The organism is Sulfurimonas sp. (assembly GCF_018698455.1).
Lineage (GTDB): Bacteria > Campylobacterota > Campylobacteria > Campylobacterales > Sulfurimonadaceae > Sulfurimonas.
On record NZ_JABIOQ010000060.1, the window covers coordinates 34,149 to 48,061 of the forward strand.

Below are 13,913 nucleotides of genomic sequence, written 5' to 3' on the forward strand. Positions count from 1 at the left end.
TATGATAACTATTTATGGTATTAAGAACTGCGACAGTGTAAAAAAAGCAGTTTCATTCTTTAAAAACAACAATATTCCTTACGAAATCTTCGATTTTAAAACACAAAAGCTATCTTGTGATACAATATCCAGATGGCTTACTAAAACAGATATGAAAACTCTTTTTAATGCAAGAAGTACCACATATAGAAACTTAAAGCTTAAAGAGTTAAACCTTAATGAAGAAGAACAAGAGAAGTGGCTCTGCAAAGAAAACCTGCTCATTAAGCGTCCAGTCATTGAGTATAAAGATGAAGTTATTGTAGGCTTTAAAGAAGAAATTTATACAAGGATTTTTAAATGAGTGAAGAAGTACCAACAGAGCCTAGTAAAAAACTAGATATAAAGAAACTCCTCAAGAGTGTTCTCGCATTTAAGTCATCTGACCTTCACCTCGTCGTAGGAAGTGAACCACAGATAAGAATAGACAAAGAGCTTAGAGCCCTGAATCTTCCAGTTATGGATGCTAAAGACATAGAAGAAATGGCATATTCACTTCTCGAAGAGAAACAAAAAAAGGTATTTGAAGAAGAAAATGAACTAGACTTTTCATTTGAACTTACTGATATTGGGCGTTTTCGTGCGAACTATTATCGTACTATTCACGGTATTGCTTGTGCCTTTCGTATGATTCCTATTGAGATTCCTACGCTTGATGATTATGGAAATCCTCCAATCTTTAAAGAACTTATTAAAAAAGAAAAAGGGCTAATACTGGTAACGGGACCAACAGGTTCTGGTAAATCAACAACTCTTGCTTCAATGCTTCATGAGATCAATAGAACAGAACGCCGTCATATTATCACAGTTGAAGATCCGGTGGAGTTTGTACATAAAAATGATAAATCGCTCTTTTCACAACGTGATGTAGGAACAAATACTAAATCTTTCGCAGCAGCCCTTAAGTATGCACTAAGACAAGATCCAGATATTATCCTCATTGGGGAAATGCGTGACGCTGAAACTATTAGTGCCGCGTTAACAGCTGCTGAAACAGGTCACTTAGTTTTTGGAACACTCCATACTAACTCTGCACCAGGTACTATTAACCGTATTATCGATGTTTTTGTTGGAGAAGAACAGGGTCAGGTGCGTGCACAACTTGCAACTTCACTGATAGCGGTAATTTCACAGACACTTATTCCTATAATAGGAAGTGGAAAAGTTGCAACACAAGAGATTCTCATTACAAATCCTGCGATTCAAAATCAAATTCGTGAAGATAAAGTACACCAAATCTACTCTCAAATGCAACTAAACCAACAAGAGACTAAAATGACAACACAAACACAACAACTATTAGACCTACTTAGCAAGAATATCATCTCTAAAGAGAATGCTATTAAAAATGCGAATAGACCAGAAGAGATAGCCAAAGCATTAAGGGATCTTTAAAAATCTCTACAGACATATATTACTAAGTTTAAAATCTTTATGTTTTATTTTAAAAAAAAGATGATAAAAGGTTGCTTATGGATGATGAAATAATCCAAAAGCAGCAGTTGCTAAAAAGACCTCTCTCCTTAATAAATTTAATAGTGAACTTGCAAGAAATATATTCTTTGACAAAGATGAGATAAGAGGAATCATCTTAGAACTCTCAAAATAAACTCCACGTATTTCATCAAATACATAGTCAGTCCTGAAAAACTAACTTTTACTAAAATATCCTAAAATAATTTCACTTATTATTTAGCAAAGAGATTTTTCATCAAGAATAAATATTGAAGGAGTAGGATGCTTTTTTGTATTTCTTCCATAGCTCTCATAATCAAAGAAATATCTCCTAAAAAAACTGCATAAAAGTAGATATTCATCCACTTCTTAAGATTAAATGATTTTACAGATCATATAAATTAGTAGAATTTTTAAGTATATACATAAAATAGAATTGGCGTGTTCAAATGTTTTGAAAGTAATTGGGACTAAGTAAACAAAATGATTATTCGTAATTTAAAACTACAAAGATGTACCCTAGGAAGTACCCTAATGAAAACTTAAACGATAAGTTGATTTTTAAAATGTGATTGAAGTGCCTAGTTTAGGCGGTTTGTAAGTGGTGGGTCCTATGTGACTCGAACACATGACCACTCCGTTATGAGCGGAGGGCTCTAACCAACTGAGCTAAAGACCCACTGTCTAAAAAAGCATATGCTTAATAGGTCGAAATTATACAGAGCAGTAGCTTAGATACTGCTTACTATAAGCTAATTTGGTGTGTTTATCATCCAAATTGAAAATACATTTAAATATCCCCATAAAGAATTCAGAGATTTTTCTGTTACTCCATTCTCTTTTAGCTCTAAAATAAGTGGTTTATAAAGTCCTAACCAAGTTATTCTTGCAGCTGCATCTATACGAAAAGGTCCATGACGAGCAACCATTTGAGGTGCTCCACGATTTTTGTTGAAGTGTGCAGGTCCTCCACATATCTGTATAAAGAAGTCCGAAGAGTGTGTTTTTGCTTCTTCAAACACTGCATCATCCGCTGGAAATATGTCTCTAATATTACTCGTTTTAATTGAGTCATAATGCTTTGAAACAAGATCTCGTATACCTTGCTCCCCTACTTCTAGTAAAAACTCTGGTATTGGTTTTGTAACAGGAGGACGTTGTTGTCCAAATATTCCTAGTGATATTTCTAAATTCATTTTATTTTTCCTTAATTTAATGTAACTGGTGGTTTTATTTTATACACTACCGAGTGCAGTAGTGGTACATAGAGTAGGTTTAGCACAGTTGCCCATGCTATACCAAAGCCTAACGAGACTGCCATTGGCTGAAGGATCATTGCTTGTCCTGAAGCAAAAAATATCAGTGTTAAGAGTCCCAGAACGGTTGTTAATGATGTCAAGAGTATAGGGCGAAGACGTGTCTTTGCTCTACTCATCAACTCCTCGGTGTTTGTTGCATTTTTTATAAAGTCGACCATGATGATTCCATCATTTACAACAACTCCAGCAAGTCCTACAACTCCTATAAGACCTGGCATTGTAAGGTTTAAACCCATGACCCAGTGTCCAAAGTAAACGCCAAGTAAAACAAGAGGTATAGTACTTATGACAATGAGAGGTTTTTTTATGGAGTCAAAAAGCCATACAAGGGTAATGAAAATCAAAAATAGTGCCATAAGAGCTGACTGCATCATCTCTTTTTTATTTTTGTTATTCTCTTTTTCTTCACCTTTTATCTCTAGTGTTAAACCCTTTTCTCTTACTTTATCAAAGGCAGGTTTCATTTTCTTCATGATTTCAGAAGATGTAGTCATTCCTTTTTCTATGGAGGCATAAAGACTGCGCATACGTATTCCATCTTCTTTTTTGAGTGTTACAAAACTTTGTACATAGATAAACTCACAAATATCTTTAAGGGCTACATACTCGTTTTTAAAAGGCACCTTTAACTCTATTTTATTTATAGAACTTACATCTTTGTTAATAGCACTTTCGAGTTTTATGCGAATGAGCCCATTTTGGTTAAAGAGTTTTCCATACTCACCTTTAAGATAGTATGCTCTGAGTTCTCCTGAAACTATCTCTTCGTTAAAACCTAACTCTTGTCCATATCTATTCACTCTAAGTTTCAATTCTTTTTCACCAAGGTCCGCATCATCAGAGATACTATAAACACCATCTATCTTTGCAAACTCTTCTTCTAAGTATTTTAAATCTTTCACGACATCTTTGTTTTCTTTAGAACTTAATGATATTTTTATGTCATGAGCAACGACACCAGCACCAGGTACTTTTACAACCAACTCTTCAAAAACAGCATTATTATTTTTATCTTTTAAATCGTACATATCTTTAATAAGTGCTTTAACTTCTTTAGCAATTGCTCTTGCTTCAAGTTTTCGTACCTTTACTGAAGCATCATACTCTATGGAAAGTATAGGGCTTATATACTTCTCAAAAAAGTTTATGGGAGCTCTCTCTTTGAGGTCTATAAAGATGTGAAACATATTTTCACCAACCTCAGCTCTGTTTTTAGAATCCATCTTAAAACCGACTACCGAAGTGATAGATGAAACATCACGTTTATTTAGATTTCCAACCAATATATCCTCTAGTTTAGTCACTACTTTTTCTGTCTCTTTTAGTTCATTGTTAATATTTACTTTTCCATAAACATAAACCTGAGTAGTATCAAAGTCTGGAAAGAGCTGAAATTTAGATTGTTTTATCATAAATACCGTTGAAAAGAGAATAGTGGTTACCATCAGAAATAAGGAAAGATATCGTCTTCTAAACAAAAAGTGCAAAAGCCTACTATAAAGTTCATACATTCTTGTCCAAAACTTCTTTGTAAAACTCTCTTTTTTTGCAACTCTGAGAAACTGATGAGCGTGCAGTGGTAAGAAGTAAAAAGCTTCAAACAATGAAGAAAGCAGAAGTACCGTTATCATAATAGGAATGATTTTAATAAACATTCCCATAGAACCTGTCATCATCAGCATCGGTAAAAAAGCGAACACAGTAGTAAGCGTTGCAGTAAGTACTGCTGGAAACATCTCTGATGCTCCTACTATAACAGCTTCTTTTCTTTCCATACCCGCTTCTAAATGCCTATAGATATTCTCAGCTACAATAATAGCCTCATCAACGAGCATTCCAAGTGCTATAAGTGCCCCTAAAAGAGAAAGCATATTTATACTGTCACCCATAATTTCAGTGGCGATTAGTCCTATCATAAAACTTACAGGTATTCCCAAAGCAACTACAAACGCGATACCACGGTTGATAAAGATTAGCATAGCTATAAAAACTAGCATAAGCCCAAAAGCGATGTTAGAGAAGACAGTATTTAAACGGTTTTTTATCCAGATAGAGGTATCAGTATATATGCTGTACTCTAACTCACTATGCTGCAGTTTTTTCTCTTTAAGAAGTTTTCTTATATCCTTTACAAGAGCTATCGCATTTCCATTTTTACTCTTAGTAACATTTATAGATATGTTTCTCTTACCGTTATAGTGAGAAAGTTCTATCTCGTCACTTAAGGTAAACGCGACATCCGCTACATCTCCGATTCGTACCTTAACATTGCCTACTCTTATGATGGTGTTTACAATATCTTCTTTATTCTTTTCACCATTATATGTTGAAATATAAAGATGATGTGCTTTTTGTTTGATAGTACCTATTGGAAAGATTGAACTGATATTTTTAATGGAAGATATAACTAAAGATGGTTCTAGCCCATAAGCCTTTATCTTGTCGTTATTTAGCTTTATGTCTAACTCTTCATCCGAGTTTCCACGTATGACTATTTCGCTTAGGTCTTTAAACTGGCTTAACTCACTTTTAAGTTCATCAGCATGTTGGAGTAGAACATTTCTATCAACATCTCCAGAAAGGGCTATAAGAACAAGAGGAAAAGCATGTGTACTTATCTTTGCTATAGGTTCAGCCATGTCAGAGGGTAAGTCTTTTTGTATACTACTGACGATGTCTTTTATGTCATTTAAAACACTAATGTTATCAGACCCTGACTTTATGTCCGAACGAATACTAAAAGAGCCATTTTTTATACTAGTCTTTATCTCCTCAAGCTCATCAATATTCTGTAAATCGTCTTCTATACTCTGAACGACCATCTTATCGAGAACATCAGCAGAAGTTCCAGCATAACCGCCTCGAATAGAAATCTTATCCATCTGAGTAGGTGGAAATATCTCTTTTGAAATGTTAAGATAAGCAAATACAGAAAGCATAAATATAAAGATTAAAAGTATATGGTTTAAAAGTGGCTTTTCTATTGAAAATTCTATAAATTTACGAATCATTCTCTATCCTAAAAAAGTGTATCTAAAATTTGATTTTTAAATCGGATAGCTTCAACCGAGGCAGTTATAATTTTGTTTTCTTCTTTAAGTGTTTCATACTCGCGTTTAAGCTTTGAAATATCCCTACTCTGGAAGTAAATCTGTTGGGTTATATACACTTTTGGAAACGAAAACATAGTAATAAAAGATAAGATAAGAAAAATATATAAAAAGTAGTTAAAATTTAATTTTCTTTTTGTGATAAAAATAGTATCTAATTCATCTAATAGTTCACTCTTATCACTCATCTAATATTCATCCCGAAGAGTCTCATTTTTGCACTTCTGCTTCGTCCATTTTCTTTGAGTTCATCATCTTGTGCCATAAGTGGTTTTTTCGTGAGTGTTTTTCCCATTTTATGGTTATTACCACATTCACATCTAAAGGCTTCAGCAGGACAGATACAAGACTTAGTCCAAGAAGAAAATGCTTGTTTTACTATACGGTCCTCAAGAGAATGAAAAGAGATGATAGCAATTTTTGCTCTGTTTAACCTTGCTTCTTTAATGCTTGATAAAAGAGACTTTAATTCACCTAACTCATCATTAACTTCTATACGAATTGCTTGCATAAGAAGTGTCGCAGGATGGATTTTTTTACCGTGAGGCATATCTGGTTTTAGTGTGTCACTTAGCTCTCTTGCTGAAGAGAAAGGTCTATGTTTAGTAATGGTTTGTGCTATTTTTTTATAGTTTCTTAGTTCTCCATACTCTAAAAGTATGTTTTCTAGTTCCTTTGTTGAGTATTCATTGACAACCTCAGATGCAGATAAGGGAGCATCTTTGTCCATTCTCATATCAAGTGTTTCACTTTCATAAGAAAACCCTCTTTCTTTATGGTCAAGCTGTAGAGAAGAAACACCGATGTCAGCTAAAACACCTTTAATATCTTCGTTATTTACTTCACTCAAAATCTCTTTTATAACATTTGAGAAACGACCTTTTCGTATCTCTACTCTGTCACCATACTTCGCTAAGCGCTCAGTAGAAAAGTCTATAGCTGTTTGATCTTGGTCAATTGCTATGAGGGAGATGTTTGGATTGGCATCTAATATCATTGACGAATGCCCTCCATAACCCATAGTACAATCTATAATAATCCCATTTTCAATATCACTAAAAGCTTCGATGACTTCATGGTATAAAACTGGAATATGGGGAATATTTTGCACAAAAAACCTTACTGAGAGAGTTATATCTACAATTATACATCATTTTTATGCAAAAATACTAATAAAAAATAATTTACATTTAAATCTTAATATTGTATTATAAAGAAAAAGAGGTGCTGTCTTTATGTTATTAGAATTTCAGAATGAGATTATTATTATTACTATTATTGTTGCTATTTGTTTAGTTGTAGTTTTTCTTGCACTTAAAAAAGATACAAGAACTCAGTTAGATACTAATAGTGTTAAGGAAGAAGCTATTACATCACAAAGCATTAAAACAGAAGTTCAAATTGCCCCTCAGATAGATCTTAGTGGAAGTGAAGAGGGAGATTTCGGTCCATCTCTAAAAACTACTGTTGAAGAACCGGAAGAGCAAAGAAGAAAAAGTGATAAAACGATTACAAAAAGAGATGTTCCAAAACATGATAAAATAACCAAACAAAAATTTACAGAATTTTCAGGACAAAGAATTTTAATTGCAGAAGACAATCTGATAAACCAAAAAGTTTTGGCAGGACTTTTAGCGGGAAGTGGCATAGAACTTGTCATTGTAGATGATGGACAAGAAGCATTAGAAATACTTAAGCAAGATAGTGACTTTTTACTTATTCTTATGGATGCGCATATGCCTATAATGGATGGTTTTGAGGCGACTAGAATCATTAGAAGTATCCCTAAATATGATCATATTTTAGTAGTAGCTCTTAGTGGTGATACAGCAAGTGATGACATTGCAAAAATGAAAAGGGCGGGTATGGCTGAACAGCTAGAAAAACCTTTAAGAATGGAATCTCTTTATGACATCTTCTATGCTTATACTAGAAACAAAGCTACAGAAGATGATTCTGATTTTTTACAGGTTGTGATGACTAAAGATTTAAATGGTGAACAAGGGCTCCAAACTTGTGGTGGTGATGAAGAGTTTTATCGTGATATTTTAAATGAGTTTATACAAACTTATGAAAATTCGACAGATACACTTGGTGATTTACTACATTTTGGAAAACTAAAAGAAGCGGACGAGTACCTTCTTGATATCATAGGTATAACAGCAAATATTGGGGCAAATCCACTTAATGCAATAGCCTCAGATATAAAAGTGGCTCTAAGCGATACACAAGAAAGAAGCTATCTTTCACTGACTAGCCAATACAAATTTCATGTTGAAGCTCTTATACAAGACATCAAAGAATACCAATAGATGTCCAAGGTCTACTTAGGAACTGGTCCTGGAGATATAGACCTGCTTACAACTAAAGCTCTTAAAGTTATACAAAAAGCGGATGTTATCATCTACGATAAATTAGCAAATCCAAAAATTCTCAAAGAAGCTCAAGATGGATGCAAGTTCATCTATGTTGGGAAAGAAAATAAACATCATATAATGCCCCAAGATGAAATAAACGCCATCATCTACGAGAGCTCTCTTATTCATAAGTGTGTAGTAAGGCTCAAAGGTGGCGATCCATTTGTTTTTGGGAGAGGTTCAGAAGAACCTCTTTATCTACAACAAAGAGATGTAAGTTTTGATATTATTCCTGGTATCACTTCTGCAATAAGTGTCCCCGCCTATGCTGGAATCCCTGAAACACACCGTGCTATCTCTGCTAGTTTTAAGTTATAACAGGTCATGAGTCACAAAAAGAAAATTCTCAAATAGAATGAAGAAACTTTAAAACTGATGAAACTCTTATTTTTTTAATGGGACTTCATAACTTTCAAAAAATTTCTATAAAACTTATGGAGATTGGAAAACCACCTGAGTATCCTTGTGCTGCAATATCAAAAGGAACGACCCAGGAACAAGTTGTAGTGTGAGAACAGAGTACACAAAGCACAAGGCATAGCAACACCCGCAATAACTGTTGTTGGAAGAGTTGTAGAGTTACGAGAAAAACTTAAATGGTTTGAGGAAAAATAAATGAATTTTAACAAATTTATAAAAGCGGTAGGAACAGGCCCTAGAGGTAACCGAGATTTGAGTTTTACTGAGAGTGAAGAGATGATGACTCAAATACTCAAAGAAGAAGTGCATCCAGAGTTAATCTCTGCGTTTTTACTTGGTTGGAGAATGAAACCTGAGACTATAGAAGAGTTTCAAGGAGCACTCAGTGCACTTGATTCATTTTGCTTACACAGTGAAGTCAAAAACTCTATTGAACTTGGATATCCATTTGATGGCAAAGCTAAAAATCCATACCTTCTTCCACTTATAGGAAAAATTCTTACTGAGACCGACTTACAATTAGTCGTACTTGGAGATAAGCTTCAACCTGCAAAGTATGGTGTCACAACTAAGGAGCTATGCACAACTACTAAACTCACTTCAAACATACACTTTTTTGATAGAAACATGTACTCCCCCTCTCTGCATAAACTTACGGATTTGCGTATCCGTTTAGCTCTAAGAAGTGGGATAAACACCATAGAAAAACTTCCAAATATAAGTAAAAGTGAATTTGCGATAACTGGAGTTCATCACAAACCTTATGTTGCAAAATACAATGCTATTTTTTCTTCAAGATATAAACGATTTGCTTTGATTCAAGGGAATGAAGGGACACCGGAACTCTTTAAAAAAGGTACCTTATGGATCAGCGAGGAGGGAGAAACTACAGAGTACGATGTTGACCCTGCTGATTATGGAATTATTTCTCAAGAGGATCTGTCAGGATTAGCAAAACTAAATGCAGCGATATTTCTTTTTGTATGTAAAAAGTTTATCACAATTGAAGAAGCCTTTAAAAGTCTCTCTTAACTTTTAATCTTATTCATGTAATTTTTCACTTTCTCATCGAGAAATGCCATTCGTTCTTTTCCCTTAGGAAGTATTTTACGAAGGTCTCTCATCTCACCTAAAAAATTACTAATATTAGAGGGAATAAGTTCTCGCAAGTATGCTTTAAAGTACTTTGCAAATGCAGGAGAAGAACCTGAAGTAGAAATAGCAAGGGTCAAATCACCCTCTTTAATGTATGAGGGAAATATAAAGTCACAGTAATCAACAGAATCTACAGCATTGCACAAACACTTTAGATTTTGAGACTCATCATAAATAATTTTCTGAAGAGGTATATCGTCTACTGCTACAATTACCATAGCATACTCTTTTATATCACCTTTTACATAAGGACGTTGTTCGTGCATTAGTCCATGTAACTTTATAGACTCTTTCATTTCATCACAAAATTCTAAAGATATAATTTCTATGTCCCTGCTAAAATCTAGTAAACGCGATAACTTCTCACAGGCGATAACTCCACCACCTACGAGTAAAATTCTCTTGTTATTTAGTTCTATAAATGCAGGGAAGTAACTCACTAAGGTCGGACCTGTCCACTTCCATAAACTTTATACTTATAAGTAGTCAAACCTTCTATACCCATAGGTCCACGAGCATGAAGTTTGTTAGTACTTATGCCAACTTCAGCACCAAAACCAAAAGATCCACCATCTGTAAAACGTGTACTCGCGTTTACATAAACAGCGGCCGCGTCAATAGCATTTAAAAAACTCTCTGCTGATTTAATATTCTCAGTAATAATAGCTTCAGAGTGACCTGAACCATACTCAACTATATGCTCGATTGCTCCAGCAACACCATCAACAACTTTTATGTTTAAAATATTAGCTAGGTATTCAGTGTTATAGTCATCCTCAGTCGCGTTTGCAACATCTATGATGGCCTGAGTGTTAGCACAGCCTTTTAACTCTGTGTCTGCCTTATCAAATGCCACTTTCAATAATGGCAGAGTTTCTTTAGCGATAGCAGTATCAACCAAAAGTGTCTCCATTGCATTACAAACGCCAGGACGCTGTACTTTTGCATTGATGGCTATAGCAATTGCATCGTCCATCTTAGCACCTTTGTCTATGTAAGTATGACACTGCCCTTTATCGTGCTTTACAACACTCACAGTTGCGTTCTGACTTACATGTTTGATAAGCCCTGCTCCACCACGAGGAATAATGAGGTCAACATACTTATCCATTTTAATAAGTTTATCAACACCCGCTCTAGATGAATCAGGAATCAGTGAAATAAGTGCTGTTGGTAATTCATTTTTTGCGAGTACCGCTTGGAGAACTTTCGCTATGGCACGGTTGGAATTTTCTGCTTCTTTTCCACCTTTAAGCACACATACATTTGAGCTTTTAAAACATAAAGCCGCTGTATCACTCGTTACATTTGGACGAGACTCATAAATAATTCCAATGACGCCAATGGGAATACTTACTTTTTCTATCTTTAGTCCATCTTCAGTAACCCAACCATCTAAAACACGACCAACTGCTTCTTTAAGTGCTGCTATCTCTTCAATAGCAACTGCCATCGCGTTTATACGACTCTCATCAAGATAAAGCCTATCCATAAGTGCTGATGTAAGACTATTTTTCTCGCCGTCAGACATATCAATAGCGTTTGCTTCCATTAAATCCATAGTATTCGCACGAAGTGCTTCTGCCATTTCTCTAAGTATTCTGTTTTTTTTACGACCACTTAAGGTGTTTAAAACACGACTTACCGATTTTGCTTCTTGTAAAAATTTTTCCATAGTTTTGCCTCACCTTTATTAATGCTATAATAACATAAACAAAATTAAGGCATTTTAATGAAAACTATTACATTTATCGGAAACGGCAATATGGCACTAAGTATTGCACAGGGTTTAAAAGACGACTACAAGATAGAACTCGTAGGACGCGACCTTGAAAAACTTGCAAATTTTGAAAAAAAATTGAATGTTAAGTGTGAAAAATCACTTATGGATGATTTTGACATTACAGATAAAACTCTTCTTCTTTGTGTAAAACCCGCAAATGTACAAGAGGTTGGAGCAAGGCTTAAAGGCAAAGCGAGAGTACTTTATTCTGTTTTAGCAGGAACTTCCCTTGCAAAGCTCAAAGACAACTTTAGTACAGAGGCAGTAATAAGAACTATGCCTAATCTTGCAGCATCTGTTCGTGCGTCTATGACGACTCTTACAGGTGATACTGCTTTTAAAGAAGAAGCACAAGAACTTCTAGGGTCTATTGGTTCAACTCGTTGGTTAGCAAGTGAAAAAGAGATAGACATTGCAACTGGTCTTGCCGGAAGTGGTCCAGCATATCTTGCTCTTATTGCAGAAGCATTAGCAGATGGAGCGGTGAAGCAAGGTCTTAAACGCGATGATGCTATGGCTGTCATGCGCGGACTCTTTGGTGGTTTTGGTGTACTTATACAAGACATACATCCCGCACTACTTAAAGATGGTGTTATGAGTCCCGGTGGTACAACTGCCGCAGGATATGGAGCACTAGAAGACGGGAATGTGAGAAGTTCGTGTATGAGTGCCGTTGAAATGGCATATAAAAAAGCTCAAGAGCTTTAATGCTCTTGAGTGAAGACTAAATGCTTAATGAGATTATAAAAACTTTATAATCTCTTTTTCTATACTCTCTTTTTCTATCACACTATTATGAACTATTTTTTTACTAAAGAGTTCGTTTATCATGTTTGGTATCTTAACACTTGCAATTTTTGAAATAGATTCTAATGCTGTTATATCTTTAGTATCGCTTTCACCTGTCAGTGCATTTGCTATAACAGGTGAAAACTTCGTCCACTCTGCAGTTGAGTAAATTACAGTCGCTATATTTTTTGTACAACAACTCTCATATGCTTTAAAACAAGTAGCAGTATGCGGATCCATAAGGTATCCATTCTCAAAATTACTTTTGATGTATTCTTTCCCTTTTTCATCACTACAAAAATCAGCTACGAAAATTTCTTGAAGTTTTTCTAACTCTGTCGCTGTTAATGTATAGATCTTCTTAGTATCTAAATCATTCATTAATTCACGAGTTCTTGTCGCTCCATAAAGACCAAACAGTACACGTTCTACATTTGAAGACTTAAGTATATCCATAGCAGGAGAAGTTGTTAGAATTAATTCTTGATCACGCATGTCATAAACACCTGTTTGGATAAGACGAGTTAAGATATTATTATTATTTGAAGCGATGACAAGCTTTTCTACTGGAAGCCCCATTTGCATAGCATAGTAAGCTCCAAGAACATTTCCAAAGTTACCACTTGGAACATTGAAATAAGCTTTTTCACCCATCTTCGTCGCGTTTTGTCTTACAAGTTCAAGATAGTTATGTATATGATATACGATTTGAAAAATTATTCGTCCAAAGTTTACAGAGTTTGCAGCCGATAAAGAGATGTTTTTTTCATTTAAAGTCTTCTCAAAACTCTCAGATGAAAGAAGGTTCTTAAGAGCACTCTGAGCATCGTCAAAGTTTCCTTTAATACCTATAACTTTTAAGTTACTAGCATCTTCAGTAACCATTTGAAGTCTCTGCACATCAGAAGTTCCATTTGCTGGATACATGCAAACAACCTGAATGTTCTTCTGGTTTTTAAATGTCTCTAACGCAGCAGGACCTGTGTCCCCACTAGTTGCTGCTAAAATAAGATAATTTTCATTCTTTTTTTGTGCAACAGATGAAAGAATCTTTCCAAAAGGTTGAAGTGCCATATCTTTGAATGCACGAGTTGGGCCATGATAAAGCTCACTTACAAAAAGGTTCTCTTGTACTTTTATAACCGGAACAGGGTTCGATGCATCATCAAAACTATCATAAAGAGAGAGTGCTTCATCTATAACACTCTGATCTATATCTATCTCAAAGCGCGATAGGACATCTGCTGCTAGTTCTTTATATGAGGATTTTAGGTGTTTAGTTAAAAATTCTTCACCAAGGTTGGGAAGAGTCTCTGGTACGTAAAGACCCCCAAAGGATGCTATTGGAGAGAGTATTGCTTCTGAAAATGTTACTTTTTCAGCTCTTGTGCCATCAAATCCACGAGTTTGTATAAATTTCATATTT

Annotated in this window: 12 protein-coding genes, 1 tRNA gene and 1 pseudogene; 6 read left to right on the forward strand and 8 right to left on the reverse strand. The window is 34.9% G+C overall.

The features are described from left to right. Position 1 precedes the first annotated feature (1 nt). Both HOG88_RS09020 and HOG88_RS09025 read left to right on the forward strand, forming a co-directional pair. Positions 2–343 carry an arsenate reductase family protein gene (locus HOG88_RS09020; protein ID WP_295005383.1) on the forward strand — a complete coding sequence of 114 codons (342 nt, stop codon included), beginning with the start codon at positions 2–4 and terminating at the stop codon, positions 341–343. Continuing rightward, positions 340–1,434 (forward strand): type IV pilus twitching motility protein PilT, encoded by a 1,095-nt coding sequence (locus tag HOG88_RS09025; protein WP_295005385.1) that lies wholly within the window; start codon positions 340–342, stop codon positions 1,432–1,434. Before HOG88_RS09020 ends, HOG88_RS09025 begins: the two co-directional genes overlap by 4 nt. Positions 1,435–2,096: 662 nt before the next feature. On the opposite strand, the gene HOG88_RS09030 is transcribed toward HOG88_RS09025, so the two are convergent. The 5 genes from HOG88_RS09030 to rsmH all read right to left on the reverse strand — a co-directional run bounded on the left by HOG88_RS09030 (position 2,097) and on the right by rsmH (position 7,034). Beyond that, positions 2,097–2,173, reverse strand: a tRNA-Ile gene (locus tag HOG88_RS09030). A gap of 73 nt (positions 2,174–2,246) precedes the next feature. Beyond that, on the reverse strand, positions 2,247–2,690 hold the full coding sequence (locus tag HOG88_RS09035) for a globin (RefSeq protein WP_295005387.1): 444 nt from the start codon (positions 2,688–2,690) through the stop codon (positions 2,247–2,249). 11 nt (positions 2,691–2,701) lie between these two features. After that, positions 2,702–5,824, reverse strand: a complete 3,123-nt coding sequence (locus tag HOG88_RS09040) for an efflux RND transporter permease subunit (protein ID WP_295005389.1) — start codon at positions 5,822–5,824, stop codon at positions 2,702–2,704. A gap of 8 nt (positions 5,825–5,832) precedes the next feature. Next, the gene (locus HOG88_RS09045) at positions 5,833–6,111 is read right to left on the reverse strand and encodes a hypothetical protein (RefSeq protein WP_295005391.1); all 279 of its coding nucleotides are present in this window, start codon (positions 6,109–6,111) and stop codon (positions 5,833–5,835) included. Beyond that, positions 6,108–7,034, reverse strand: a complete 927-nt coding sequence (gene rsmH, locus HOG88_RS09050) for a 16S rRNA (cytosine(1402)-N(4))-methyltransferase RsmH (protein ID WP_295005393.1) — start codon at positions 7,032–7,034, stop codon at positions 6,108–6,110. Before rsmH ends, HOG88_RS09045 begins: the two co-directional genes overlap by 4 nt. Positions 7,035–7,158: 124 nt before the next feature. Between rsmH and HOG88_RS09055 the strand changes: the two genes are divergently transcribed. The 3 genes and pseudogenes from HOG88_RS09055 (at position 7,159) to HOG88_RS09065 (ending at position 9,792) form a co-directional block, all read left to right on the forward strand. Beyond that, a complete protein-coding gene (locus tag HOG88_RS09055; RefSeq protein WP_295005395.1) occupies positions 7,159–8,235 on the forward strand; it encodes a response regulator in 1,077 nt (358 codons plus the stop codon). Beyond that, positions 8,236–8,955, forward strand: a pseudogene (cobA, locus tag HOG88_RS09060) (uroporphyrinogen-III C-methyltransferase). Beyond that, a complete protein-coding gene (locus tag HOG88_RS09065) occupies positions 8,956–9,792 on the forward strand; it encodes a glycosyl transferase (RefSeq protein ID WP_295005397.1) in 837 nt (278 codons plus the stop codon). Here HOG88_RS09065 and HOG88_RS09070 read toward each other — a convergent pair. Continuing rightward, on the reverse strand, positions 9,789–10,355 hold the full coding sequence (locus tag HOG88_RS09070) for a bifunctional precorrin-2 dehydrogenase/sirohydrochlorin ferrochelatase (RefSeq protein WP_295005399.1): 567 nt from the start codon (positions 10,353–10,355) through the stop codon (positions 9,789–9,791). The two genes, HOG88_RS09065 and HOG88_RS09070, sit on opposite strands and share 4 nt — an antisense overlap. Next, on the reverse strand, positions 10,355–11,590 hold the full coding sequence (locus tag HOG88_RS09075; protein WP_295005401.1) for a glutamate-5-semialdehyde dehydrogenase: 1,236 nt from the start codon (positions 11,588–11,590) through the stop codon (positions 10,355–10,357). The genes HOG88_RS09070 and HOG88_RS09075 overlap by 1 nt, the downstream gene beginning before the upstream one ends. Positions 11,591–11,647: 57 nt before the next feature. Here HOG88_RS09075 and HOG88_RS09080 point away from each other — a divergent pair, with 57 nt between their 5' ends. Then, positions 11,648–12,406, forward strand: coding sequence for a pyrroline-5-carboxylate reductase (locus HOG88_RS09080; protein ID WP_295005403.1), 759 nt, complete (start codon positions 11,648–11,650; stop codon positions 12,404–12,406). 33 nt (positions 12,407–12,439) lie between these two features. Here the strand turns inward: HOG88_RS09080 and thrC are convergent, their stop codons facing one another. Further along, positions 12,440–13,909 (reverse strand): threonine synthase, encoded by a 1,470-nt coding sequence (gene thrC / locus HOG88_RS09085; protein ID WP_295005405.1) that lies wholly within the window; start codon positions 13,907–13,909, stop codon positions 12,440–12,442. Between the last annotated feature and the right edge of the window lie 4 nt (positions 13,910–13,913).